21 protein-coding genes are annotated in these 25,961 nt (G+C 72.6%); 11 read left to right on the forward strand and 10 right to left on the reverse strand.

The window, feature by feature from the left end:
* The 5 genes from AC0665_RS13245 to AC0665_RS13265 form a co-directional block, all read right to left on the reverse strand.
* Window positions 1-1,008 carry a Ppx/GppA family phosphatase gene (locus tag AC0665_RS13245; RefSeq protein ID WP_363116440.1) on the reverse strand — a complete coding sequence of 336 codons (1,008 nt, stop codon included), beginning with the start codon at window positions 1,006-1,008 and terminating at the stop codon, window positions 1-3.
* Between the two features lie 77 nt (window positions 1,009-1,085).
* Window positions 1,086-3,911, reverse strand: coding sequence for an NHLP bacteriocin export ABC transporter permease/ATPase subunit (locus AC0665_RS13250; protein ID WP_478705013.1), 2,826 nt, complete (start codon window positions 3,909-3,911; stop codon window positions 1,086-1,088).
* A gap of 1 nt (window position 3,912) precedes the next feature.
* Window positions 3,913-6,138 carry an NHLP family bacteriocin export ABC transporter peptidase/permease/ATPase subunit gene (locus AC0665_RS13255; protein ID WP_478705014.1) on the reverse strand — a complete coding sequence of 742 codons (2,226 nt, stop codon included), beginning with the start codon at window positions 6,136-6,138 and terminating at the stop codon, window positions 3,913-3,915.
* Window positions 6,135-6,941: a biotin/lipoyl-containing protein gene (locus tag AC0665_RS13260; protein WP_478605457.1), complete on the reverse strand. Its 807-nt coding sequence runs from the start codon at window positions 6,939-6,941 to the stop codon at window positions 6,135-6,137. The genes AC0665_RS13255 and AC0665_RS13260 overlap by 4 nt, the downstream gene beginning before the upstream one ends.
* A gap of 117 nt (window positions 6,942-7,058) precedes the next feature.
* The gene (locus AC0665_RS13265; protein WP_390977767.1) at window positions 7,059-7,274 is read right to left on the reverse strand and encodes a type A2 lantipeptide; all 216 of its coding nucleotides are present in this window, start codon (window positions 7,272-7,274) and stop codon (window positions 7,059-7,061) included.
* A gap of 744 nt (window positions 7,275-8,018) precedes the next feature.
* Here AC0665_RS13265 and AC0665_RS13270 point away from each other — a divergent pair.
* Window positions 8,019-9,416, forward strand: a complete 1,398-nt coding sequence (locus AC0665_RS13270) for a S1 family peptidase (RefSeq protein ID WP_478705015.1) — start codon at window positions 8,019-8,021, stop codon at window positions 9,414-9,416.
* Between the two features lie 251 nt (window positions 9,417-9,667).
* Here the strand turns inward: AC0665_RS13270 and AC0665_RS13275 are convergent, their stop codons facing one another.
* Window positions 9,668-11,824, reverse strand: coding sequence for a PP2C family protein-serine/threonine phosphatase (locus tag AC0665_RS13275; protein ID WP_478705041.1), 2,157 nt, complete (start codon window positions 11,822-11,824; stop codon window positions 9,668-9,670).
* 259 nt (window positions 11,825-12,083) lie between these two features.
* Here AC0665_RS13275 and AC0665_RS13280 point away from each other — a divergent pair, with 259 nt between their 5' ends.
* Window positions 12,084-14,531 carry a SpoIIE family protein phosphatase gene (locus AC0665_RS13280; RefSeq protein ID WP_468633038.1) on the forward strand — a complete coding sequence of 816 codons (2,448 nt, stop codon included), beginning with the start codon at window positions 12,084-12,086 and terminating at the stop codon, window positions 14,529-14,531.
* Window positions 14,532-14,562: 31 nt separating this feature from the next.
* On the opposite strand, the gene AC0665_RS13285 is transcribed toward AC0665_RS13280, so the two are convergent.
* Window positions 14,563-15,258: a type 1 glutamine amidotransferase domain-containing protein gene (locus AC0665_RS13285; protein ID WP_478705016.1), complete on the reverse strand. Its 696-nt coding sequence runs from the start codon at window positions 15,256-15,258 to the stop codon at window positions 14,563-14,565.
* Between the two features lie 156 nt (window positions 15,259-15,414).
* Between AC0665_RS13285 and AC0665_RS13290 the strand changes: the two genes are divergently transcribed.
* The 7 genes from AC0665_RS13290 to AC0665_RS13320 all read left to right on the forward strand — a co-directional run bounded on the left by AC0665_RS13290 (window position 15,415) and on the right by AC0665_RS13320 (window position 21,019).
* The gene (locus AC0665_RS13290; RefSeq protein WP_478705017.1) at window positions 15,415-16,350 is read left to right on the forward strand and encodes a LysR family transcriptional regulator; all 936 of its coding nucleotides are present in this window, start codon (window positions 15,415-15,417) and stop codon (window positions 16,348-16,350) included.
* Between the two features lie 74 nt (window positions 16,351-16,424).
* A complete protein-coding gene (locus AC0665_RS13295; protein WP_363116432.1) occupies window positions 16,425-16,844 on the forward strand; it encodes a CBS domain-containing protein in 420 nt (139 codons plus the stop codon).
* A gap of 169 nt (window positions 16,845-17,013) precedes the next feature.
* Entirely contained in the window at window positions 17,014-17,196 is a 183-nt protein-coding gene (locus tag AC0665_RS13300) for a hypothetical protein (RefSeq protein WP_363117034.1), read from the forward strand.
* 104 nt (window positions 17,197-17,300) lie between these two features.
* The gene (locus tag AC0665_RS13305; protein ID WP_468404716.1) at window positions 17,301-18,368 is read left to right on the forward strand and encodes a glucose-1-phosphate thymidylyltransferase; all 1,068 of its coding nucleotides are present in this window, start codon (window positions 17,301-17,303) and stop codon (window positions 18,366-18,368) included.
* On the forward strand, window positions 18,365-19,345 hold the full coding sequence (gene rfbB / locus AC0665_RS13310) for a dTDP-glucose 4,6-dehydratase (RefSeq protein WP_478605449.1): 981 nt from the start codon (window positions 18,365-18,367) through the stop codon (window positions 19,343-19,345). The genes AC0665_RS13305 and rfbB overlap by 4 nt, the downstream gene beginning before the upstream one ends.
* A complete protein-coding gene (rfbD, locus tag AC0665_RS13315; RefSeq protein WP_478605446.1) occupies window positions 19,342-20,229 on the forward strand; it encodes a dTDP-4-dehydrorhamnose reductase in 888 nt (295 codons plus the stop codon). The genes rfbB and rfbD overlap by 4 nt, the downstream gene beginning before the upstream one ends.
* The gene (locus AC0665_RS13320) at window positions 20,216-21,019 is read left to right on the forward strand and encodes a class I SAM-dependent methyltransferase (protein ID WP_363116428.1); all 804 of its coding nucleotides are present in this window, start codon (window positions 20,216-20,218) and stop codon (window positions 21,017-21,019) included. The genes rfbD and AC0665_RS13320 overlap by 14 nt, the downstream gene beginning before the upstream one ends.
* Window positions 21,020-21,160: 141 nt before the next feature.
* On the opposite strand, the gene rfbC is transcribed toward AC0665_RS13320, so the two are convergent.
* Window positions 21,161-21,766 (reverse strand): dTDP-4-dehydrorhamnose 3,5-epimerase, encoded by a 606-nt coding sequence (gene rfbC / locus AC0665_RS13325; protein WP_468633048.1) that lies wholly within the window; start codon window positions 21,764-21,766, stop codon window positions 21,161-21,163.
* A 4-nt stretch (window positions 21,767-21,770) separates the two neighbouring features.
* A complete protein-coding gene (locus AC0665_RS13330) occupies window positions 21,771-23,714 on the reverse strand; it encodes a glycosyltransferase family 2 protein (RefSeq protein ID WP_478605443.1) in 1,944 nt (647 codons plus the stop codon).
* 208 nt (window positions 23,715-23,922) lie between these two features.
* Between AC0665_RS13330 and AC0665_RS13335 the strand changes: the two genes are divergently transcribed.
* Together AC0665_RS13335 and AC0665_RS13340 are read left to right on the forward strand one after the other, a co-directional pair.
* Window positions 23,923-24,432: a metallophosphoesterase family protein gene (locus tag AC0665_RS13335; protein WP_478605439.1), complete on the forward strand. Its 510-nt coding sequence runs from the start codon at window positions 23,923-23,925 to the stop codon at window positions 24,430-24,432.
* Between the two features lie 34 nt (window positions 24,433-24,466).
* Entirely contained in the window at window positions 24,467-25,288 is an 822-nt protein-coding gene (locus tag AC0665_RS13340; RefSeq protein ID WP_478605436.1) for a class I SAM-dependent methyltransferase, read from the forward strand.
* On the opposite strand, the gene AC0665_RS13345 is transcribed toward AC0665_RS13340, so the two are convergent.
* Window positions 25,281-25,883 carry a carboxymuconolactone decarboxylase family protein gene (locus tag AC0665_RS13345; RefSeq protein ID WP_478605434.1) on the reverse strand — a complete coding sequence of 201 codons (603 nt, stop codon included), beginning with the start codon at window positions 25,881-25,883 and terminating at the stop codon, window positions 25,281-25,283. The genes AC0665_RS13340 and AC0665_RS13345 overlap by 8 nt on opposite strands.
* Window positions 25,884-25,961: the final 78 nt, after the last annotated feature.

Here is a 25,961-nt window from a genome sequence, read left to right on the forward strand (position 1 = left end):
TCAGCTGGTGGCGGAGGCGATGCGCAGCGGCACGGGGTCGGGTGGGGCGGCCTCCTCACTGCGGCGGGCGACCTCCGCCCACCAGGAGGGTCCGTCCTCGATGTGGCGCAGCAGCACCCCCTCGCGGATCGCCCACGGACACACCGTGACGGCCTTGATGCCGGTCAGCTTCAGCGCGGTGTGCCCCACCACCGCCCCGGCCAGGCTCTGCGCGGCCCGCGGCGCGGAGATGCCGGGCAGGTGCGCGCGTTCCGCGGCGGGCAGGGCGGCCAGCTGCGTGATGGCCGCCCGCAGGTCGGAGCGGTGCATCTGCCGGTCCACGAACGGGCCGTGCCGTCCGGGCGCCGCGCCGCACAGCCGCCCCAGCTGCTGGAAGGTGCGGGAGGTGGCGACCGCCGTGCGCGGGCCCTCCCAGCGGATCCGCGCCGCGACGTCCCGCAGCTGATGGCGGACCTTGCGGCGCAGCGCCCGCACCCGCTCCGGTGACGGCGGGTCCTCGTCCTCGAAGAACTCGTGCGTCAGCCGTCGCGCGCCCAGCGGCAGGGACGCCACGAAGTCGGGCAACCGGCCGCGCCCGAAGGCGACTTCGAGGGTTCCGCCGCCGATGTCGAGCAGGGCCAGCGGCCCCGACCGCCAGCCCATCCAGCGCCGGGCGCCGAGAAACGTCAGCTCGGCCTCGACCTCACCCGGCAGGGTGCACAGGTCGACGCCCGTACGGGCGCGGACGGTCTGCAGCACCTCGTGCCGGTTCGGCGCGTTGCGCACCACGGCGGTCGCGAACGCCAGCGGGCCCGTCGCGCCCCACCGGGCGGCGGTCCTGCTCGCCTCGGCCACCGCCTCGACGAGCTGCCCCACGGCCTGCTCGGGGATCGGTCCCCCCGGTGCGACCTGCTCGGACAGCCTGAGCCGCCACTTGGCGGTGTGCACGGGCAGCGGCACCCCGTCCGCCGCGTCCGCGACCACCAGTCTGACCGTGTTCGATCCCACGTCCACCACGCTGATTCGCATGGCCGGTGGGTACCCATTTACGGCGCCGGCCAACAGGAGGCGCGGCGGGGTACCGGTCACATCCGGACGACCGCGCGTCACGCCATCTGGCGGCGCACCAGTTCGTGCAGCCGGCCGTTCGTGTCGGCGAGGAGCTGCGCGGGCGGGCCCTGCTGGATGACCTTGCCCTCCTCCATCACCACGACACGGTCGGCGTCCATCACGGTCGACAGCCGGTGCGCGATGACGATCCGGGTCGCGTGCAGCGCCTTGGTGCTCTCGATGACCGTGCGCTGCGTCTCGTTGTCGAGGGCGCTGGTCGCCTCGTCGAAGAAGAGGATCCGGGGCCGGCGGATCAGCGCCTGGGCGATCATCAGCCGCTGGCGCTGGCCGCCGGAGACGGCCCCGCTGCCCGAGACGATGGTGTGCAGGCCCATCGGCATGCGCTTGATGTCCTCGGCGAGACCGGCCATCTCGGCCGCCGCCATCGCCTCCTCCGGCGTGTACGGCTCGGTGCCGCAGATGACGTCCAGGATCGAGCCCGTGAACGGCTGTGCGTGCTGGAGCACCACACCGCACTGGCGGCGTACCGCCGACTGGTCCAGGGCCGCCAGGTCCTGCCCGTCGTACAGCACGCTGCCCGACACGGGCCGGTCGAAGCCGATCAGCAGCCGCAGCAGTGTCGACTTGCCGCAGCCGCTCGGGCCGACGACCGCGACGAACTCGCCGGGCCGCACCTCGAACGACACGTCGTCCAGGACCAGCGGACCGTCGTCGGAGTAGCGGAAGGACACCCGGCGCGCCTCGATCGCACCGGTCAGCGGTCCCGGGCGGGTGCTCGCCGCCCGCACCTCGGGGGTGGCGTCCAGCACCGGCCTGATCTCCTCGAACAGCGGCAGCGCGGCCACCGCCGAGACGAACGCGCCGGTCAGCTGGGTGACGGAGGTCAGCACCATCGTCACCGAGGTGTTGAACGTCAGGAACGCCGCCGCCGACATCGAGCCCCGGGCCGGGCCGGCCAGCAGCATGAACATCAGCAGGGTGCACAGCGGCAGGTACACCGCGCCCAGCACCGTCGTGAGGTTCTTGATACGGCCGACCTTCTGCTGGAGCTCACGGCTGCGCGCGAACTGAGAGGCCCATGCGGCGTACGCGTAGTTCTCGGCGGCGGCCACCCGCAGCTTGGGCAGGCCTCGCAGCGTCTGGAAGGCCTGGTTGTTCAGCTTGTTGGAGAGCACCACAAGACGCCGCTGCCAGCGCACCTGCCACAGCCCGAGCGCCAGGAAGACGGCCGCGATGACGACGAGCATGGCGATCGCGGCCATCGCCATCGGCACGCTGTACCAGAGCAGCAGCCCCAGGTTCATCGCGCCGACCGTCACCGACTGGGCGACCGTCGGACCGACGCCCGCCAGCAGCCTGCGGATCGAGCTGATGCCCATGGCGGCGCTGGCCAGCTCGCCCGTGGAGCGCTCGGTGAAGAACTTCGTGGGCAGCCGGAGCAGCCGGTCCCACACCGCCGGCTGGAGCGTGGCCTCGATCCGGCCCTCAAGCCGCAGGATGGTCAGGTTCTGCAACAGCATGAAGGCCGCCGCCACCACGCTGCTCAGCATCACCGCCAGACACACCTGCACGATCAGCCCGGTCTGCGCCTTCGGCACGAACTCGCCCAGCACCTTGCCGGTGGCGATGGGCACGAGCGCGCCGATCGCCACCGTGACCAGACCGCTGAGCAGCAGTGCCGTCAGGTCGCCGCGCATGCCCTGCACACAGAACCGCAGCAGCCGCAGCGGACTGAGCCCCCGCTCGGGCAGCGGGCGGTAGAACATCACCGCGCGCGGCTCGAACTCGTCGGCGTTGGCCTTCTCGACCGGCGTCTCCCGGCCGGTCGACGGATGCACCGCGACATAGCCGCCGCGCCGCCACAGCAACGCCACCGGCGCCCCCGACAGGGCCCGTTGACCGACCAGGGGCCCGACGTTGTCGCGCCACCAGCGGCCGTCGAGCCGTACCGCCCGGGTACGGACACGGGAGGCCAGGGCGACCTGCTCGACCGGGTCGAGACGGTCGCCGCCGGTGCCCTTCTGAGTCGGCTCGGTGATCCGGATCCCGGCAGCCTGCCCGACCAGTTTGCAGGCCGCGTACGTGGCGTCGGCGTCGGCCGAGGTGGTGCGCTGGGAGGAGCGTGTGCCGATGGAGGCGAGCAGCGTCCGGTCGGCCTGGGCGCGCACCGCCTCACCGGCCTTGATGCCCTCGGCCGTGCGCGTCTCGTGGGTGCGCTCCAACTGCTCGATCCAGCGGTCCAGCGTGGTCAGCAGCCGGTACTGCTGGTCCACCACGGACTGCCACAGCGCGGGGTCCATCAGCAGGTCGGCCGCGGCCTCCGCGCCGTACAGCGAGCCGTACTGCACGCTGCCCGGCGGCACCTGCATCCAGAACACGTCGTCGTCGGTGGGCGCCGCGGCCCGCTCGGTGGCCATCGGCGCCTGGAACAGGATCGACAGGCTGCGGCCGACCCCCAGGGCGAGGGCGTACTCCAGCGGGCTCGTCGTCGGCGGCACGTACTGTGGGTTGCCGTACGCGTCGTACGACCAGGTCGCGGTGTCGGCGGGCTGGTACAGCTCGCGCAGGCCGATGCGGTGCACCACACAGTCCCGCAGCGGCCGGGCCACCAGGGTGTGCTGCGGACCCGGCACCGGACCGAGCACCAGCGAGCCCGCCTCCAGCCGGCCCAGATGATGCCAGTGGCCCTGCTGCCCGGCGTCGACCGCGAACAGGTCCACGGCCCCGGACGCCACCAGCCACAGCACCTGCGGCCCCTCCAGGTCCAGGCGGTTGAACCCGGCGCAGTCGATGCGCGTGCCCAGCTGCCCGAAGGCGCCCAGCACGAGGTCGCCGTCGTGCCCTTCGTGAACGGCCGTCATCTCACCGCTCCCTGACCAGTGCCGCGTACGCTCCGCCGCGGGCCACCAGGTCCTCGTGCCGTCCCCGCTCCACGACCGTGCCGTGCTCCAGGACGACGATCTCGTCGCTGTCGCGCACCGTGCTGAGCCGGTGCGCGATCACCACACAGGCGCAGCCGCGCCGGCGCAGGTTGTCCATCACGACCTGCTCGGTCTCCGCGTCCAGCGCGCTCGTCACCTCGTCCAGCACCAGGATGCTCGGCCGGCGCACCAGCGCCCGCGCGATCTCCAGGCGCTGACGCTGCCCGCCGGAGAAGTTGCGGCCGTCCTGCTCGACCCTGCTGTGGATGCCCCCGGGGCGGCGCGTGATCACGTCGTACAGGGCGGCGTCGCGCAGCGCGTCCTCCACCGCATCCTCGGGGATCGACGGGTCCCACAGCGCCACGTTGTCGCGGACCGTGCCCTCAAAGAGGAACACGTCCTGGTCGACGAAGGAGACCGAGGCGGCCAGCGCCCCGCGCGGGATGTCCTCGATGCGCTGCCCGTCGATGCGGATCACGCCCTCCCACGGCGTGTACAGCCCGGAGATCAGGCGGGAGACCGTGGACTTGCCGCTGCCCGAACCGCCCACCAGCGCCACCTGCTGCCCGGGGCCGACCGTCAGGTCGAAGCCGCTGAGCAGCGGCTTGTCGAGCGGGCTGTAGCCGAACGTGATGTTCTCCAGCTCCACGTGTCCCTGGAGACGGCGGGTGGACTCGCCGGCGCCGGGACGGCCGTAGAGCGGGTCGGCCTGGAAGTTCTCCACGTCCTTCAGCCGGGCCACGTCCGCCGCGAAGTCCTGGATACGGCCCGCGACGCCGTTCAGCCGGGTCAGCGGTGCCGTGAACCGGGTGACCAGGGCCTGGAAGGCGACCAGCAGGCCGACCGAGATGTGCCCCTCGACGGCCCGCATGCCGCCGATCCACAGGATCAGCGCGCTGTTGAGGGTGGCGAGGGTCGGCGCGACGACGCCCAGCCAGGCACTCGGCACACCGAGCCGCTGCTGCTCCTCCAGGGTGGTGGCGTGCTGTCCGGCCCACTTGCGGAAGTAGCCGTCCTCACCTCCGGTCGCCTTCATGGTCTCGATGAGCTGAAGGCCCGTGTAGGCGGTGTTGGTGAGACGGGCGGTGTCCGCGCGCAGCTTCGCGGTGCGCGTGGCGCGCAGCCGGATGACGACGCGCATGGCGACGACGTTCAGCAGCGCCACCCCGATGCCGACGAACGTCAGCTGCGGGTCGTAGGTGTAGAGCAGCACCGCGTACAGAACGACCACGACCGCGTCCACGCCCGCCGCCGCGAGGTCGCGGGAGAGCGTCTCGGACACGGCGTCGTTGGACTGCAGGCGCTGCACCAGGTCGGCGGGGCTGCGCTGGGAGAAGAACGTCACCGGCAGCCGCAGCAGATGCCGCAGGAACCGGGCGCTGGACAGGGTGGAGGAGATGATGCGGCCGCGCAGCAGATTGGCCTGCTGGAGCCAGGTGAGCACGACGGTGAGCAGCACGCACGCCGCCATCGACGTGAACAGCACGCCGAGCAGCGAGGTCTTGTTCCCGATCAGGAACTCGTCGATGTAGGTGCGGCTGAGCGCGGGCACCGCCGCGCCGACCCCCACCAGCAGCAGGCTCGCCAGGACGGCGGCCGGCATGGTGCCCGCGGTGCCGCGCAGCCGGGCGGGCATCGCGCCCATGACACCGGGCTTGCGGCCGCCCCGGGCGAAGTCCTCGCCGGGCTCCAGCACCAGCACGACACCGGTGAAGCTGCCGTCGAAGTCCTCCATGGGGACGAACCGGCGGCCCTTGCCCGGGTCGTTGATGTAGACGCCGCGGCGGCCGAACCGGCGGCCCATGCCGTCGTAGACGACGTAGTGGTTGAACTCCCAGAACAGGATGGCCGGCGACGTCACCTCGGCGAGGGCGGCCAGGTCCATCTGCATGCCCTTGGCCGTCAGGCCGTAACTGCGGGCGGCTTTCAGCAGGTTGCTGGCGCGTGAGCCGTCGCGGGAGACGCCGCAGGCGATGCGCAGCTCCTCCAGCGGGACGTGCTTGCCGTAGTGGCCGAGGACCATCGCCAGGGAGGCGGCGCCGCACTCGACGGCTTCCATCTGGAGCACGGTGGGTGTGCGGACCGTCTTCGCCCGGGACTTGGGCACCTTGCGCCGGGGCGGGGCGGCGCGTCTCCTGCTCCGCGGCTCCTGTGCGGTCGCGCTCATGGCAGCAGCCAGTCGACGGGGCGCTGGTCGGCGAGCCGGATCGAACCGGAGGCCAGGGTCATGGAGGTCAGCTTGAACGGGGGCCCGTCGGCGGACGACCACGCGTAACCGCTCTTCGTGGCGGACGACTTGTCCAGCCGGACCGTCACGGCCACGGGCCTGCCCTTCTCGGTGAACTGCTCGCCGAGCTGACTGTCCCCGAGGAACGCGGCGATCTGCTGCGGGGACTGCGCCGAGCGGTCCACCGACTTCACATGGCCGCGCAGCACGCCGTACTCCTGCGTCGGCACCGACTGCACGGTCAGGTCCACGGCGGCGTCGCCGGGGATCGACGCGGCGTTCCCGGCGGGTACGTACACGGTCGCGTAGAGGGGGTCGTCGGTGTGGGCGATCTTCTCGACGGCGGCGACGTTCGCGCCGGTCCGGATGATCTGCCCGACGGTGGCGGCGAGGGTGGAGACCCGGCCCGCGTCGAGTGTGCGCACGACGGCCTCACCTCTGACGGTACGGACCTTGAGCACGGGGGAGTCCGCGGGCACCTGCTGGCCCTGCTTGGCGAGCACGGCGGTGACCTGTCCCGCGACGGGGCTCTGGAGGACGTAACTGCCCTGCCCGTGCGTGAGGATGGCGGGTGCGCTGACGGTCGAGGTCACCGAACCGGTCACCGCCCACACCGAGGCGGCCGCCATCGCGACCACCGTCACCGACAGCACGAGCCAGCCCTGCGGGCGCGCGAACCGCACCGGCAGGTCGAGTTCCTCCGGTGACTGGAGCTTGGCGAGGGCCTGTTGGCGGAACTGCAAGGGAACTTCCCTCACCCGTAGAAGAGGTACTGACGACCGTGACGGAAGCCGTCACGGCAGCCGAAGAACCCGGAACCGCGGGCTGCGGCTCCGGGACTCGACGGCACTGGGGCTCGATCAGAGACCGGCGACCAGGTTGGTGACCGGGGCCGTGTTCAGGCCGGTGACGCCCTCGACGGTGCCGACGGCCGTGTCGACCAGGCCGGAGACCGGAGCGATGCCGTTCACCGTGTCGGTGACGGTGTTCACGGCGTTCACGGCCAGACCGCCGGAGACGGCGTCGAGCTCGGCGTCGGCGATCTCGACGGTCTCAACCTGGGGGGTGGAGTTCATGATGGAACTTCCCTTCATATGGATATCTCACAAGGGGGGAGCGGCCCCCTCTGGGGACAGATGACGGCCGCGACCGCGAGTGCCGGGCACCCGTTTCCAGGTGCCCTGGGCGGCCCCCGCGGTGCGATGGATCAAAGCACGCTGCGGGTCCGCGCTTCCAATCAACCAACCGTCCCACCAGGCAACTTACGCCCCAAGGGCACCGATCCGTGCAGGTCTCGACACCACTTGGCAGCGAGTTCTTCACATGCCGCACCGCATCGGCGCATCCAGGCCCTTGCCTCCCCCGGCGGCGAATCCGGCACTCCCGCCCCAAAGGCGTGACCCACCCGGACAGGTTGTGGACAACCCTGATTTCGGTGACCGGGTTGAGCACGCGCTGTGCAGATTCGCTGAAGCCGGGATTCGACTCAACAAGATCGACAGACCGTCCCCGGGCGGATACGGAGCGTTCCGTTCCGTGGTTCCGCCGGCGCGCCCGCCGCTGAAAGGCCGTCATCCGGCCAAGGCTCCTCGCGCGCCCGTCGCGGACGCCCTGCCGCACCGGCCCAGGTGAGCGCGGCGGTCACAGACCGCGCGGTCGGTGCGCGGGTGGCGGGAGTTGGCCGATTTCGCGATGCGAAGGGATCACTCGCAAACGGAATTGAACGCCCCGCGCGGCCCGTGCGTACCAACAGCCATCCAGGCGCCCCCCATCAGCTGCCGGACGGCGGCACCTACTCCGTCCCCCAGGAGGAGAGAAGTTTGAGTCACAAGCGAATTCCGAAGCGCAAGGCCGCGATAGCGGCGGGCAGCGTGGTGGCGCTCGGCGCGGCCGCGATCCTGCTCCCCAACGCCAACGCCTCCCAGGACGGTTCGTCCGGTGACGCGGCGGCGGCGCCGAAGACCCTGAAGGCGGGCGACGCCTCGGATCTCGCCTCGCAGCTCTCCGGGCTCCTCGGCGAGGCGTTCGGCGGGTCCTACTACGACGGCGACAGCCAGCAGCTCGTCGTCAACGTCGTGCCGGGCGACAACAACAACGTCATCGTGCAGGCGAAGGCGGCCGGCGCGAAGGTCCGCGAGGTCGACAACAGCTGGTCGGAGCTCCAGGACGGGGCCTCCACGCTGAAGTCCGAGGCGACCATCGCCGGCACCTCCTGGTCGATCGACCCGCGCACCAACAAGCTCCTGGTGACGGCGGACAGCACCGTGACCGGCGCCAAGTGGGACCGACTGCAGTCCACCGTGCGCGAGCTCGGCTCCGGCATGGCCACCCTGAAGAAGTCCTCCGGGACCTTCAAGCCGTTCGTCTCCGGAGGCGACGCCATCTTCGCGGGCGGCTCGCGCTGCTCCCTCGGGTTCAACGTCACCGCGGGCGACGGCTCTCCGGCCTTCCTGACCGCCGGTCACTGCACCCTCGGCGGCAACGAGTGGTCCGACACCCAGGGCGGCCAGCCGATCGCCACGGTCGACCAGGCCACCTTCCCCGGCAACGGTGACTTCGCACTCGTGAAGTACGACGACCCGGCGACCGAGGCGCCCAGCGAGGTCAACACCGGCGACCAGACGGTGCAGATCACCGGGGCCGCCGAGGCGACCGTCGGGCAGCAGGTCTTCCGGATGGGCAGCACCACCGGGCTCAACGACGGCCAGGTCCTCGGCCTCGACGCCACGGTGAACTACCCGGAGGGCACCGTCACGGGCCTCATCCAGACGGACGTCTGCGCCGAGCCCGGCGACAGCGGCGGCTCGCTGTTCACCCAGGACGGTCTCGCGATCGGCCTGACCTCCGGCGGCAGCGGCGACTGCACGGTCGGCGGGGAGACGTTCTTCCAGCCCGTGACCACCGCCCTGGAGGCGGTCGGCGCGACCCTCGGCGCGGGCGGTGCCGCGGGCGGCGGCGCCGGTGACGAGGCCGGCGCGGGCCAGGAAGCCGGCGCGGGCGACGAGGCCGGTGCCGGTGACGAAGCGGGCGCGGGTGCGGGTGACGAGGCCGGTGCCGGCGCGGGTGCCGGGCAGGAAGCCGGTGCCGGTGCGGGTGCCGGTGCCGGTGAGCAGGCCGGAGGCGACGAAGCGGGTGCCGGTGCCGGTGAGGACGCCGGTGCCGGTCACGACGCGGGCCAGGGTGTCGAGGACAACTCCGGTCTGACCGAGTCCCGCTGACGCGTTCTCACGCCGTCGGCAGCCGGTCCGGCACCACCGGCCCGGCACGGCCGGCCCGGTCCCGCCTCCTTCCCGGCGGGACCGGGCCGGCCGCCGGCGTTCGCGGCACTCCCCTCCCTGACCCGGTCGGCCGGTGGCGGACGGGCCGGGCTTCCGGACGGAGGGCCGCTCTTCCGGCGGGCGACCGACGCACCGCGTCCCCGGCCGCCGACACTGCTTCCGTCCCTCCCCGGCGCCGCCGCCCTCCCGCCCTACCCGAGGGCCCTGATCAGCAGCAGGGCGATGTCGTCGAGCCGCTCCTCCCCGTCGGTGCGGTGCCGCTCCTGGTGGACGAGGCTGTCGGCCAGTTCGTCCAGCGGCCGGTCACCGGCGTCGGCCAGCCGTCGGCCCAGATCTGCGAGGGCCTCCTCGAAGTCCGTGCCGGGCGACTCGACCAGGCCGTCCGTATAGAGGACGAGCAGTGAGCCGGGGGCCAGGGCGACCTCCGTCGTCGGATACACCGCAGAGGCGTCGATGCCCAGCAGCGGGCCGCCCGCCAGGTCGAGGACGCGCACCCGGCCGTCCGGCCGTCTCAGCAGCGGCGGGGGGTGCCCCGCACGGGACATCACGGCCCGCCCGTGCGCCGGGTCGAGCCGCAGGTACAGGCAGCTGGTGAACAGGTCGGACCCGAGGTCGAGCAGCAGCCGGTTGGTGCTGCGCATGACCTCCTCGGGGGCCTGCCCTACCGTCGTGTACGCGCGCACCGCCGTGCGGACCTGGCCCATCAGCCCCGCGGCCGTCACGTTGTGGCCCTGCACGTCCCCGATCACCGCCGCCGCCGTGCCCCGGCTGCCCACCAGGTCGTAGAAGTCACCGCCGATGTCCATGCCCTGGGTGGCCGGCACATAACGGCCCACCGCCTCGATGCCGGGCAGCGACGGCAGGGAGTGCGGCAGCAGTGCCTCCTGCAAGCCGTGCGCGAGGCGGTGCTTGGCGTCGTAGAGCAGCGCCCGCTCCAGCGCCTGGGCGATCAGCCCGGCCATGCTGGTCATCACCGCCCGCTCCTCCGTCGGGAACGGGTGCTGCTCGGCGTAGGACAGGACGCAGGTCCCCACCGGGCGGCCCTGGGCGATGAGCGGCAGGAAGGCCCAGGCCGCGAACCCGTCCGGGGTGGCCTGCCGCGCCGGGTACAGGCGCTCCAGCTGCTCCCGCGATTCGAAGAACGCGGGCACGCCCGTGCGCAGCACCTGTGTGCCGGGTGTCGGCTCGGTCAGGGGCATCCCGTCGAAGCGTTCCACCACGTGCGGGTCCCGGTACCCGCGATGCCCCAGCACCCGGAGCCGGTTCGCCCGGGAGCCCAGCATCACCAGGGCCTGGCTGCCCACCGCCGGGGCGATCTCGTCCGCGACCAGCTGCACCACGTCCTGCACCCCCACCGCCTCGGTGAGGGCGCCGGCCAGATCCAGCACCTGCGAGATGGTGACCAGCCGCGAGGGGGTCCCGTCGGGCGGGGGAGTGGTCCGGTTCATCCGGGACACGGCACGGGACCTCGTGATGCGCACGCTCAGACCCGTCGTGCTCGGGTACAGCCGGAACGACAGCCACTCGCCGGGCGGGCGCAGCGCCACGAAGGACGTGACGTGCTGACTCAGCAGCGCGGCCCGGTAGCGGTCCTCGTACACCGGGTCGTTGAGCCAGGGCACCGACGCCCACAGCTGGGTGCCCAGCAGCCGGCTGACGGGGACGTTCAGCAGCTCGCCCGCCGCCGCGTTGACGAAGCCGATCCGCCCGTGCAGGTCCAGGGAGACCAGCCCGTAGGGCAGCCGGCTCACCATCCGGGCCGCCTCGACCGTGCCCAGCGTGCCGGCCATGCCGCCGACCAGGGGAGAGGCGAGCAGATCGGCCTCGGGGTGCGGCGGGATGCTGTGCTCGGCCGCCCGCTCCAGCCGGACCGCAAGCCGCCCGCAGGCCGCGGTCAGGTGCTCGCGTTCGTGGTCGGACAGCTCCGCCGGGTGCGCGCCCGGCCAGGTCACGAAGACCGCGCCGTAGACGGTGGTCTCGGTGGCGACGGGCACGGCGGCCAGGGCGAACGGATAGGGCAGCACCACGGCGATCCGCGGATAGAGGCGGGCCATCTGCTCCTCGCCGCCGACCCACACCAGCCGCCGCTCGCGCGCCGCGTCGGCGACCGGGATCGGCGAGCTCAGGCCGACCCGCTCCCAGGGCGCCGCGAACGCCCGCGGCAGACCGGCCATCACCGCCATCTCCAGCACCGGCTGGTCCGGCGCCATCAGATAGACCGCGCCGGAGTGGGCGTGCACCTCGTCCATCATCGACGCCAGCGCCAGCGAGAGCAGGGGACGGCCGACCGGCGTCCTGGCGGCTGCCGGCGCCTGTGCGGACGACTGCCCGTCGGACACGCCGACCACCTCCTCGCACGGCCGCGCGACCGGGTTCAGGAACAAATCTCCCCCCTGACGGCCCGTCCCGCACGACGAGCGGCCCCGTGACGAACTGGTTGCCTTCGGTCACAGGCGCCGCGCACCGCGCCCGGACCGTCACGCCTGTCACGAGAACACCGTGCGGAACGCAGGCGTCCCGTCATGTTCGATTTCTTTCGAGCGTCCGCCCCGGTGCCGGTCCACGGAACGCCCACAGGGGCTGCGCAGGTGTCTCATTAGCGCTGTAATGGCCAACGTGGTCAGTCAGGGCGCCCAAGAGCGCGGAACGCGAACGCTGCGTGCCGAAGGTGCCCTCAAGGCGATCGCGGTCGATCACGAGGCGCCCGACCGGCTGCGCCGTGTCCTCGAACAGGCCCTCGTCTTCGCCGGTGCGGTGTTCGCCGCCGTGTACGCGCCCGGCCAGGACGGCGAGCTGCTGTGCCTCATGGAGTCGGCGGGGGTCCCGAGGACGCTCTACGGCCTGCGCGACAGCTACCCGCGCGCCGGACGGTCCCCGGTCGCCGAGGCCCACCGCGGCGGACGCCCGGTGTCGCTGGGCCCGGCCGAACTCGCCGAGCACGCCCAGGCACGGCGCACGCCCTTCGGGGACTTCTTCCTCACGGCCCTGCCCGTGCAGGGGGACGGCGGCTGCCTGCTGGCGGTGACCGAACGCCCCGGGGGATTCTCCGACGACGACCTCGGCTGTCTGGAACTCATCTCCGAGGCGGTCGCCTTCACCGCGCCGCCCACCCCCGCCGAGGCCGGTGACCTGCCCCCGAGCGCCTTCAGCCTCGCCATGGACACCGGCCGGGTCCGGATCGGCGACGACCTGCTGGAGCTGTTCGGACTGGACCCCGTGGAGTTCGACGGCCGGATCGAGACGCTGCTCAGCCTGACCGTGCCCGAGGACCTGCCCTCGCTGATGTCCGTGGTGGAGGCCGACCACATGTCCATCGGCGACCGGGAGCTGGAGTTCCGGGTGCTCCAGCCCGCCGGGCCGCCGAAGTGGCTCCGGCTGCGCGGACGCCTCCTGCCCGGCGGTGAGGGGCGCCCGGCCCGGCTCGTGGGCACGGTCGTCGACGTCTCCACCCTGCGCTCCGACGTCACCGACGTGGCCCGCGTCCAGCGTCTTGCCGCCGCCCTGGCCACCGCCGTCACCGTCCGCGACGTGGGCAAGGCCGTGGTCGCCGCGCTGCGCAGGCCGCTCAGGGCGGACCGGATCGCGCTCGCCGAGCTGGAGAGCGAACGGCTCGTCGTCACCGTCCTCGACCCGCCCGAACCCGAGGCCTGGCCCGAGCTGTGGCGGTCGGAGTGGCGCACCGAGTGGCCCGACGCGCCCGTGCGCGCCATGCCCACCCTCGCCGCCGCCCTGCGCGAGGGCAGGGCCCGCATCTGGCCCGCCGGCAGCCCCCTGGAACGCGCCCTGGCCGAAGTGGGCCCCGGCGGTCTCGCCGTCCTGCCGCTGCCCGCCGGGAACCGCATGGCCGGCGCCTGCCTGATCGGCTGGGACGCCCCGCACGACTTCGGCACCGACGAACGCGCCCTGCTCACCGCCTGCGCGGGCCTGGCCGGACAGGCCCTGGTGCGGGCCCGGGCCTTCGACGCCGAGCACGAACTCGTCGGCATGCTCCAGCGCCAGCTGCTGCCGCGCAGCCTGCCCCGGCTGCCCGGCGCGGTGGCCGTCGCCCGCTACCTGCCGAGCACGGCCGGGCTCGAACTCGGCGGCGACTGGTACGACGTCATCCCGCTGCCCGACCATCACGTCGCCCTCGTCATCGGCGACGTGCAGGGCCACAGCGCCGGCGCCGCCACCCTCATGGGCCAGATGCGCACCGCCCTGCGCGCCTACGCCGTCGAGGGCCACCCGCCGGACGTGGTCGTCGCGCACGCCAACCGGCTGCTGACGGACATGGACAGCGATCTCTTCGCGACCTGCTGCTACGTCGACGTCGACCTGGAGGAGGGCGCGGCCTGGTGCGTGCGCGCGGGGCACCTGCCGCCGGTGCTGCGCTATCCGGACGGCCGGACCGAGATCGCGGAGGCCGAGGGCGGGCCGCCCCTCGGCGTCGTCACCCGGGCCGACTTCCCCATGAGCCCGCTCCGGCTCCCGCCCGGCACCATGATCGCCCTGGCCACGGACGGGCTCGTCGAGACGCCCGACTCCGACATCGACGAAGGCATGGCCCACCTCGCCCGACGGCTCGCCGACGCCGCCCCGGCCGACATGGGCCTCGTCGCCGACGGCCTCCTGGGCGACGCCCCGCGCACCGACGACGTCGCCCTGCTCCTCCTGCGCTACGACGGCATGGAACTGCGCCCGCTCAGGGAGAGCTGGACGGTCTGGCGCGTGCCCCAGGCCGTCGGACACGCCCGCCGCTTCGCCCGGCGCACCCTGCGCTCCTGGGGCGTCACCGTGGACCACGACGCCGCGCTCCTGGTCGTCTCCGAACTCGTCACCAACGCCCTGGTGCACACCGACGGCCAGGTCCGGATGGACCTCACCCTCGTCAACGACCGGCTGCGCATCGCCGTCGCCGACGCCTCCCCGCGCTCACCGGTCCGGCCGACCAGCATCGGCTGGGAGGCCACCGGCGGCCGGGGCATCCTGCTCGTGGAGGCTCTCACCGCGACCTGGGGCACCCTGCCGGTCAGCGGCGGCAAGCAGGTGTGGGCGGAGCTGACGCTCGGCCGCTGAAGGGCCGGACCGGTCCGGCGGCGCCCGCGGCTCAGCCCAGCCGCTTCAGCAGCTCCTGGGCCAGCGGGGCCGAGGACGCCGGGTTCTGGCCCGTGACCAGGCTGCGGTCGGTGACCACGTGCGGGGCCCACGGCTCCCCGGCCCGCACCCGCACACCGGCCTCGGTGAGCCGGTCCTGGAGCAGCCACGGGGCGCGGTCGGCGAGGCCGCCCTGGATCTCCTCGGCGTTGGTGAACGCCGCGACCTCGTAACCGGCGAAGACGTTGGTGCCGTCGGCCCCGACGGCGGCCAGCAGCGCGGCCGGCCCGTGGCAGACGACGCCCAGCGGCCTGCCCGACTCCAGGGCCCGGGCCAGCAGCCGGCCGGAGTCGGCGTTCACGGCGAGGTCCTCCATCGGGCCGTGGCCGCCGGGGTAGAAGACGGCCGCGTAGTCGTCCAGCCGGACGTCCTCGAGCCGGACGGGACGCCGCAGCTCGGTGAAGGACTCCAGCGCCTTCGCGATCCGGTCGGCGTTCTCCTGCCCCCCGTTCACCTCGGGAGCCAGGGAGGCCCGGTCGACGGTGGGCTCGACGCCGCCGGGCGTGGCCACGACGACCTCGTGCCCGGCGGCCCTGAACGCCTCGTACGGTGCGACGGCCTCCTCGGCCCAGAAGCCGGTGGGGTGCCCGGTGCCGTCGGCCAGGGTCCAGGTGTCGGCGCCGGTGACGACGAAGAGGATCTTCGACATGGTGGATGCATCTCCAGGGGGACGAGCCGCGGTCGGACAGCGCGGCGGTGACAGGGACGACAACGACCGTAGGCGCCCGGACCGACGGTTTTCCAATGACAGAGGCAATAGCAGCCATAGGAATTCCAATGACCGGACCGGGTAGGGTCGGTTCATGTGAGGCCCCTCGACCCGCTCGGCGCGACCGGCGCACCCACGCAGCCGGACCTGAACCTGCTGCGCACCTTCCTGGCGGTCTACCGGTCCGGTTCCTTCACGGCCGCCGCGCAGCTGCGGGGCCTGTCCCAGCCGACCGTCACCACGCAGATCCGCTCACTGGAACGGCAGACCCGCCGTGAGCTGTTCGAACGACTGCCGCGCGGTGTCGCCCCGACGGCCGTGGCGGACGAACTCGCGGCCCGGGTCGCGGCCCCTCTCGACGCGCTCGCCGAGGCCACCGGCCACGGCCCCCGGGCGGAGTCACGCGCCGAGCCGGTCCACCTGGCCGGGCCCGCCGAACTGCTGTCCACCCGGGCCCTGCCCGCCCTCGCCCCACTCGTCACCGAGGGCGTCCGGCTGCGCGTCGCCACCGGGCTGACCGAGCCCCTGCTCGACGAACTGCGCGCCGGCCGCCACGACCTGGTGATCGCCACCACCCGGCCCCGCGGCCGCACCCTGCCGGCGGTGCCGCTGACCGACGAGGAGTTCGTCCTGGTCGCCGCCCCCGCCTGGGCCGAGCGGATCGCGAAGCGCCCGGCGGCCGACACTCCCGCCGCGCTGCACGACGTCCCGCTGATCACCTACGCCGAGGACCTGCCCATCGTGCGCCGCTACTGGCGGCACGTGTTCGGCCGGCGTCTGAACTGCCGCGCCGCCGTCTCGGTGCCGGACCTGCGGGCCGTCCTGGCCCTGGTCACGGCCGGCGCCGGCTTCAGTGTGCTGCCGCGCTACCTGTGCGCCGGGGAACTGGCGTCTGGCGCCCTGGTCCTCCTCGACGCCCCGCAGGACGCGCCGATCAACACCGGCTTCCTCGTCCAGCGGCCCGGCACCTCGGACAACCCGCACGTCGCCCTCGTCCGCGACCGTCTGCTGGAGGCCGGGCGCACCTGGTGACACCGCGGCCCGGCCGGGTACCCGTGGCGGCGCAGAACGGAGAATCCGCCACGAGCCGAAGGAAGAGGAACGTCATGGCTCAGCACGTCCGCGACATCATGACCGGCGACCCGGTCACCGTCGGGCCGCAGACCTCCGTCGCCGAGGTGGCGCGCATCATGCGCGACGAGGACCTCGGTGTCGTCCTGGTGACGGACGGCGACGACCTGCGCGGCCTGGTCACCGACCGGGACCTCGTCGTCCGGTCCATCAGCCGGGGCGGCGACCCGGAGCAGACCACCGTGGCCGGTGCGTGCAGCGACGACCTGGTCACCGTCGGCCCCGACGAGGACCTGGGGCACGCGGTGGAGCTGATGCGCGAGCACTCGGTGCGCCGCATCCCGGTCGTCGATCACGGGCACCCCGTGGGCATCGTCTCCCTGGGCGACCTGGCCATGGAGCGCGACCCGGAGTCGGCGCTCGGCGACATCAGCGCCGCGCGCCCCAACGCCTGACAGCGGCACCCACCCGCACGGTCCCGCGCACCCCGTCGTGCGCGGGACCGTCGTGCGTCCTGCAACACCGGGCCTGAGGAGCGGAGTTCGAGACCGCTCCGGTCCGGGTTTGTTCGGATTTTCACTGGGGACTCGAACACGAGCGCAAGCAGAAGGAAGATGATGAGTCGTGGAGTCCATGGACACCAGTGAGAAGCCCGTCGTCCGTCAGCACGAGACCGGCTGGTCGAAGGCACGCCGTCTGCGCGGAAAGGCCGCGCTGCGGACCTGCCTCCCCGCCGTCGGGGACCGGGGCACCCCCGGGGCGGTGAGCTCCGGGCCGGAGTGGAACATCGTCCGGGGTGAGGACTGACCCCTCCCCGCAGCACAGCGCGATGACGGGCCGAGCAACCGCGCACGTCGACAACTGAAAGAAGTGATGTTCACATCCGCCGGTTCACGACTAAGGTGAACCGAATGAAGGCTCTCGTGCTGTCCGGCGGTGCAGGAACACGGTTGCGGCCGATCACCCACACGTCGGCCAAGCAACTGGTGCCCGTGGCCAACAAGCCCGTGCTGTTCTACGGGTTGGAGTCGATCGCCGAGGCCGGCATCACCGACGTGGGAATGATCGTCGGGGAGACGGCCGAGGAGATCGAGGAAGCGGTGGGGGACGGGTCGGCGTTCGGCCTGAAGATCACCTACATTCCCCAGGAGCGGCCCCTCGGGCTGGCCCACGCGGTGCTGATCGCCCGGGACTACCTCGGCGACGACGACTTCGTGATGTACCTCGGCGACAACTTCATCGTCGGGGGCATCACGGGCCTCGTCGAGGAGTTCCGCAGCCACCGGCCCGACGCCCAGATCCTGCTCACCCGCGTGGCCGACCCCCGCGCCTTCGGAGTCGCCGAACTCGACCCGTCCGGTCAGGTGATCGGCCTGGAGGAGAAGCCCGACCAGCCCAAGAGCGACCTCGCGCTGGTCGGCGTCTACATGTTCACGCCCCTCGTCCACGAGGCGGTCCGCGCCATCGAACCGTCCTGGCGCGGCGAGCTGGAGATCACCCACGCCATCCAGCACCTGATCGACACCGGCGCCGACGTGCGCTCCGCGGTCGTCAAGGGCTACTGGAAGGACACCGGCAACGTCGGCGACATGCTCGAGGTGAACCGCACGGTCCTCGAAGTCGTGGAGCGCCGCATCGACGGCGAGGTGGACGACACCTCGGAGACCATCGGGCGGGTGGTGCTCGAAGAGGGAGCGCGGATCGTCAACTCCCGTGTCGTGGGGCCCGTCGTCATCGGCTCGGGCACCGTCGTCAGCAACTCCTACGTCGGCCCCTTCACCTCCGTCGCCGAGAACTGCCGCATCACCGACAGCGAGCTGGAGTTCTCGATAGTGCTGCGGGACTCCTCGATCCAGGGAGTCGGCCGCATCGAGGCCTCGCTGATCGGCCGGCACGTCGAGGTGACTCCCGCGCCCAGCGTCCCCAGCGCCCACCGCTTCGTCCTCGGAGATCACAGCAAGGTGCAGATCACTTCATGAACCTCCTCGTCACCGGCGCCGCCGGGTTCATCGGCTCCCGCTACGTCCGCGCACTGCTCGCCTCGCACGCGCCCGACGCGCCGCGCATCACCGTGCTGGACAAGCTCACCTACGCCGGCACCCTCGACAACCTCGAACTGACCCACCCGCGGCTGGAGTTCGTCCAGGGCGACATCTGCGACGCCGAGCTGGTCGACAAGCTGATGGCGGGCGCGGACCAGGTCGTGCACTTCGCCGCCGAGTCCCATGTGGACCGCTCCATCACGGGCGCCGCCGACTTCGTCCGCACCAACGTCCTCGGCACCCAGACCCTGCTGGACGCCGCCCTGCGCTACGGAGTGGGCCCCTTCGTGCACGTCTCCACCGACGAGGTGTACGGCTCCATCGAGTCCGGCTCGTGGCCGGAGGACCACCCGCTGCAACCGAACTCGCCGTACTCGGCCTCCAAGGCCTCCTCCGACCTGCTCGCGCTGGCCTACCACCGCACCCACGGCCTGGACGTGCGCGTCACGCGCTGCTCCAACAACTACGGCCCGCACCAGTTCCCCGAGAAGGTCATCCCGCTGTTCGTCACCAACCTCCTCGACGGCCACAAGGTGCCGCTGTACGGCGAGGGCCGCAACGTCCGCGACTGGCTGCACGTCGACGACCACTGTCAGGGCGTCGACCTCGCCCGCACGAAGGGCCGGCCCGGCGAGGTCTACAACATCGGCGGCGGCACCGAGCTGACCAACAAGGAGCTCACCGGTCTCCTGCTGGAGGCCTGCGGAGCGGACTGGGACCGCGTGGAGTACGTCGAGGACCGCAAGGGACACGACCTGCGCTACTCCGTGGACTGCTCCAAGGCCCGCGACGAACTGGGCTACCGGCCCCGCCACGACTTCACCACCGGCCTCGCCGAGACCGTCGCCTGGTACCGCGACAACCGGGCCTGGTGGGAGCCCCTGAAGCGGCGCGTCGCCCAGGAGCGGGCATGACGTGGCTGATCACCGGGGCCGGCGGGATGCTCGGCCGTGACGTCGTCGAGGAACTGACGAGCCGCGGGGAGAGCGTCGTCGGCCTCGACCGCGCCGCCCTGGACATCACGGACCGGGCGGCCGTCGACGCCGCCGTGCGGGAGCACCGCCCCGGCCTCGTCGTGAACTGCGCCGCGTACACCGCCGTCGACGACGCCGAGACCGACGAGGCCCGCGCCCTGGAGATCAACGGCGACGGCCCGCGTGTGCTGGCCCGCTCCTGCGCCACGCACGGAGCCCGCCTGATCCACGTCTCCACGGACTACGTCTTCTCCGGCGAGGCCCGCACCACCCCCTACCCGGAGGACCACCCCACCGGCCCGCGCACCGCCTACGGCCGCACCAAGCTGGCCGGGGAGCAGGCCGTGCTGGAGGAACTGCCCGGCGCCGGCGCCGTCGTACGCACGGCCTGGCTCTACGGCGCCCACGGCCGGAGCTTCGTACGGACGATGATCGAGCTGGAGTCCCGTCGCGACACCCTCGACGTCGTGGACGACCAGCGCGGGCAGCCCACCTGGAGCGCCGACGTCGCCCAGCGCATCGCCGACCTCGGCCCCCGGCTCGGCCCCGGCGCGCACGGCGTCTTCCACGCCACCAACTCCGGCGAGGCCACCTGGTACGACCTCGCCCGCGAGGTGTTCTCCCTCATCGGCGCCGACCCGGACCGGGTGCGCCCCACCAGCAGCGCGGCCTTCCCGCGGCCCGCGCCCCGCCCGGCGTACAGCGCCCTCGCACACCGCCGGTGGCAGGAGATCGGCCTGCCACCGCCGCGCGACTGGCGCTCCGCCCTGCACGAAGCACTGCCCCGCATCCGCAAGGAAGGTCTTCCTCGTGAAACGCCATGAGTTCCTCCGGGAACTGCACAAGGTCAGCGCCAATCGCAACTACCTGGAGATCGGCGTCAACGACGGGCGCAGCCTGACGTTGTCCCGCGTCCCCAGCATCGCGATCGACCCCGCCTTCAAGGTGGTCTCGGAGCTGCGGTGCGACGTCCACCTGGTGAAGGCCACCAGTGACGACTTCTTCGCGCGCGACAACCCCCTCCAGCACCTCAAGGGCGGCCGTCACCCGCTGCGCAACCTGCGCCGCGGCCGCAGCCCCATCGGCTACTGGCGCCGCACGACGCTGGACCTGTCCTTCATCGACGGCATGCACCTGTTCGAGTTCGCGCTGCGCGACTTCATGAACGTCGAGAAGTACTCCGACTGGGGCAGTGTGATCGTCCTCGACGACATGCTGCCGCGCAGCATCGACGAAGCGGCCCGGGACCGGCACACCAACGCCTGGACCGGCGACGTCTACAAGATCACCGAGGTGCTGGCGCGTTACCGCCCCGACCTGGTCACGGTGCAGGTGGACACCGCGCCCACCGGCCAGTTGGTGGTCTTCGGCGCCGACCCGGACAACCGGGTCCTGCACGACAAGTACGACGAGATCATGGCCGAGTACAAGGTCCCCGACCCGCAGAAGGTGCCCGAGGCGATCCTGGAGCGGGCCGGCGCGGTCCGCCCCGAAGCCCTGCTCGAAGCGGGGTTCTGGCGTCCCCTCGCCCAGGCCCGCAACCGCGGCCTGCCCCGCTCCGTGGGCTGGGAGCCGCTGCGCAAGGCCCTCCAGCAGGTCGGTGTGAGCCGCTGAACGACGGCGCCGGCCACCGCCCGGGGGCGGCTGGCGCCGAGGCCTTCCCGGCCGCACGAACCGCAGGCCCGGCCGCACGAAACGCAGGCCCGGACGCCGCTCGCGTCCGGGCCTGCGGTGTGTCCCATGCTCGGCTGAGGGCTACGCTCCCTGCCCGTCGCGCAGTTGCTCGTAGTACGCCAGGCAGGCCTCGTACGACGGGAGCAGTCCCCGCCGTTCCGCCTCCGCGAGGGTCGGGGCCTGTTCGTCCTTCGGGGACAGCAGCGGGGTGATGCCCTCGGGCCACTCGATCCCCAGGGCCGGGTCGAGCGGGTGGATGCCGTGTTCACGGTCCGGGGCGTAGCCCTCGGAGCACAGGTAGACCACCGTCGCGTCGTCCGTGAGGGCCATGAAGGCGTGACCGAGGCCCTCCGCCAGGAACATCGCGTGCCGTGTGTCGTCGTCGAGCCGTACGGCCTCCCACGCCCCGTAGGTGGGGGAGCCCACACGGATGTCGACCACCACGTCCAGGACGGCACCGCGGACACACGTGACGTACTTGGCCTGGCTGGGCGGCACGTCCGCGAAGTGCACGCCCCGCAGCACACCCCGTTTGGAGACCGAGCAGTTGGCCTGGGCCAGGGACAGGTCGTGGCCCGTCGCCTCGCGGAACTCCGCACCGCGGTACCACTCGTGGAAGCTGCCCCGGTCGTCCGGGAAGACCTTGGGCTCCAGAACCCAGGCGCCCTCTATCCCCAGGGGTCGCATGCCCTCACTCTCCGTTCCTGATACGGGAATCGACCTTCCGGCGCGCGGCACGCAGCACCCGTCGCGCACGCCGGGCCAGTCGCAGCGCCACGCCCGGTCCCGGCACCGGCGTCACCAGCACGCTCCCGCCCCCGGCCCGCAGCGCGAACGGCAGACCGGCGAAGCGGGCCTGCTCGGCGCCCGGGTTCAGGCACACGGCCACCCGCCAGACATCGCCCGACAGTTCCTGCTCGGCGGGCAGATCGGCGGCCAGCACCGAACCCGGCCGGTCATCGAGGGGGGAGAGGGTGCCGGGCGTCTCCAGGATGCGGCGGGAGGAGACGAACCTCAGCCGCACCCGGGTCTCGCCCGGGACGTGCACCGGCAGCCGGACCCGGAACCGGCCCTCGGAGACGGTGACGTCCCCCAGCTGCACACGGCCGAGCCCGAGCCGCTTGCCGCGCGCGCCGAGCTCCAGGGAGAGGTTGCCGTGGGGTGCCGTCCAGTACGGCAGGACCGGGCGGTCGCCGACCACTCCCGCGTCCGGCGTGGAGCGGTCCTCGGGCGGCACCGGGCCCAGCCGGCACTCCTTGGTCCAGCCGCCCGACTTCACCCGGACGAGTGCGTCCCAGGCGCCGTCACGCGGCAGGGCGGCCGGGTCGACGGTGGCGGTGGCCCGCAGGACCAGCCGGACCTCCTCGCCGTCCCCGACGGGCACGCTCTCGCGCGTGAACCGCACCGGCTGGAAGTACTGGGCGGCGCTGGAGCGCTCCCGCAGCAGCAGGTCGGCCGTGGCCTGTCCGAACCGCGCGGCGGTCTCCGAGGCCACCCAGCGCACCGCCGCGGGCACGTCCTTCGGCACATCCGTCAGCGGCGTGGACTCGGCGGCGGCGGGGAACAGCATCGGCTCGCCGCCGGACAGGTACTCGGCGGTGAAGCCGATGGTGAGGGAGCCGTCGCGCCACTCGATGTCCCCGGGGGCCGCCTTGGGGGCGACACCCGCCTCCCACTCCGCGAAGGCCACCACGTCGTCGTACCGGTCGGCCGCCGTCAGCGCGGCGATGACCTGCTGCGTGGGCTGCAGACCGGCGGCCACCCCCGGCCCGAACCGCTCGACGACGACCTTGTGGATCTCCCCGAACAGCTCCCTGCGGTAGTCGTCGGGCAGGTTCAGCAAGCGCCGCGCCCGCAGCCGCTCGACCATCTCCACGCGCAGCCAGCGCCGGAGCAGCCGGTCGCGCACCGGACCGGGCTCCGTGTACCGCTCCACGACGTCGAGAGCCTCGCGGAGGTTCGCGAAGTAGCCGACCGGGTCGAAGCGCTCGAAGCCGGCGTTGGAACCGTCGTCGCGCCGGAGGTGGTAGTAGCAGACGTAATCGCTGAGCACGGAGACGTTCTCCGCGCGCAGGTACGCCTCGGCGATGAAGACGTGGTCCTCCAGGCGCCGCCTGCCCTCGGGGAAACGCAGACCGATGCGGTCCAGGAAGGCCCGGCGGACCATCTTGTGCGGGGTGAGGCTGTCGATGAGCGGGGCGTTCTCCACGGTGGCGCGCGGGTGGTTGCGGCGGAACAGCTCCACCGGCACACCGCGGCCCTTGCCGGCCATCTTGCCTACGATCACGTCGGCGCCGTTGGCCACGCCGTAGTCGTACATCCGCTCCAGGGCCTCGTCGCCCAGGTAGTCGTCGTTGTCGACGAACATGACGAACTCGCCGCGGGAGGCCTCGATGCCGACGTTGCGGGGCTTGCCCGACCAGCCGGAGTTCTCCTGGTGGATGACCCTCATCCGGGGGTCCTCGGCGGCGAGCCGGTCGAGCCGGGCCGGGGTCTCGTCGGTCGAGCCGTCGTCGACGAAGATCACCTCGAACTCGTCGGGAGGCAGCGACTGCCGCTGCAGCGAGGAGATGCAGTCCTCGATGTAGATCCCCGGGTTGTACACGGGGACGATGACGCTGACCTTGACCGGCATCGGGTTTCCGGGCCCCTTCGGGTCGCTCGCCGTAGACGTCCTGTTGTACTGCGTGTCGCCCGATGCTAACCCGCTCGGCGAGCTCGCCTCACCTTTCGAGACCTCGCCGTGATCATCTCGGCGGCACGGCAACTGAGCTGCAGCGTCTGTCTGTTCGCGGTCAAGCGGGTCGGAGGCGGCAGCGTGCCGCGGCGCCTAGGCTGAGGAGGTGCGCCTGCTTTTCATGTCGGACACTCACCTGCCCAAGCGGGCCAGGGAACTGCCCGCCCCCCTGCTCGCCGAACTCCCACGCGCCGACGTGGTGTTCCACGCCGGCGACTGGGTCGACGCGGCCACCCTCGATCTGCTGGAGGCCCGCAGTCGCCGGCTCGTCGCCGTGTACGGCAACAACGACGGGCCGGAGCTGCGCGCCCGGCTGCCCGAGGTGGCGTACGCGGAACTGGGCGGGGTGCGGTTCGGCGTGATCCACGAGACCGGTGCCAGACAGGGCCGGGAGCAGCGGTGCGCCGCCCGCTTCCCCGACCTGGACGTACTGGTCTTCGGCCACAGCCACATCCCCTGGGACACCACGGCCCCCTCCGGCCTGCGCCTGCTGAACCCGGGCTCGCCGACGGACCGCCGCCGTCAGCCCCACTGCACGTACCTGACCGCCACGGTCGCCGAGGGGCAGCTCACGGACGTGGAACTGCACCGGCTGCCGCCCCGCCCACCGCGCTGAAACGCCCCGGCTGTGCGCGTGACATGATCGCCGCATGGGGCAGGACGACGGATACCTCCTGGACAACCGGCAGGCCGAGGCCGGTACCCGCTTCGACGCGCTGTCGGCCCTCTTCGACGCCTCGACGTTCCGGCACTTCGAGGCGGCCGGGATCGCCGAGGGGTGGCGCTGCTGGGAGGTCGGGGCCGGCGGGCCGGGCGTCGCGGCCTGGCTGCGCGAGCGCGTCGGGCCCACCGGGCGCGTGCTCGCCACGGACATCGACGTGTCCTGGACCGCCGCGGCCGCCACCGAGGGCGTCGAGGTGCTGCGGCACGACGTCGGCCGCGACGCCCCTCCGGCCGGTCCCTTCGACCTGGTGCACGCCCGGCTCGTCCTGGTCCACGTCACCGAGCGCGACGCCGCGCTGCGCGCCATGATCCAGGCGCTGCGCCCCGGCGGGGTGCTGCTGATCGAGGACGCCGACCCCGCGCTCCAGCCCCTGATCTGCCCGGATGAGCACGGCCCCGAGCAGGAGCGGGCCAACCGGCTGCGCACCGGTTTCCGAGAACTGCTGCGGCAGCGCGGTGCGGACCTCTCCTACGGACGCAGACTGCCGCGGCTGCTGCGTGAGGCGGGCCTCGTGGACGTCGGGGCCGACGCCTACTTCCCGATCTCCTCGCCCGCCTGCGACGCCCTGGAGGCGGCCACCGTCCGGCAGGTACGGGACAGGCTCGTCGCCGCGGGCCTCGCCACGGACGAGGAGATCGACGCGCACCTCAGCGCCGTCGAGGCGGGACGCCTGGACCTCGCCACCTCGCCGATGATCTCGGCCTGGGGGCGCAGACCGGCAGACGACGGCTCACGGCGGCTCAGCTAGAGTCCGCCCCCTCCTCGAACCCGGTGCTGTCGAAACCGGGCTCCAGTCGCACCCCGGTGGCGTTGAGGAAGTAGGCCACCATGTGGTACTGCCCCACCAGCAGGGTGATCTCGATCAGTTCGGCGTCGCCGAAGTGCTCGGCCAGACCCGCCCAGGTCGCGTCGGACACCGTGGCGTCACCGTGCAGCTCGTCCGCGGCGCGGATCAGGTGCCGCTGGAGGTCTGACCATCCGGGTGCCTCAGGCCCTTCGCCGATGCGGTCGATGTCCGCGTCCGTGACGCCCGCCGCCCTGGCCAGGGGGAGGTGCCGCCCCCACTCGTACCGCGCGCCGGTGTTCCACGCGGTGCGCAGGATCAGTAACTCGCGCACCTGCGCCGGCAGTAGGCCCCTGCCGAGCAGCCGGCCGCCGAACGGCATGAACTGCTCGTACAGATCGGGATGGCGCACGAGCGTGGTGAAGATGTTCGGGATGCCGCCCCCGGGGTCGTGGGGGGCGGCGGCCAGCAGTTCCCGGGTGCGCGGGTCCCACTCCTTCTCGGGGAGCGGCTCCAGCCGAGGACGGGTCTGTCGGGCGGCTTGGTGACGCTGTGGCATGAGGGCCTCCGGTCTCCGATGGACTCATCCCAGGAGACCGGCTGAACGCCTGCCCGTGAAGGGCCGGGAGCCGGTCCG

This window comes from Streptomyces sp. NPDC043685, assembly GCF_056436585.1.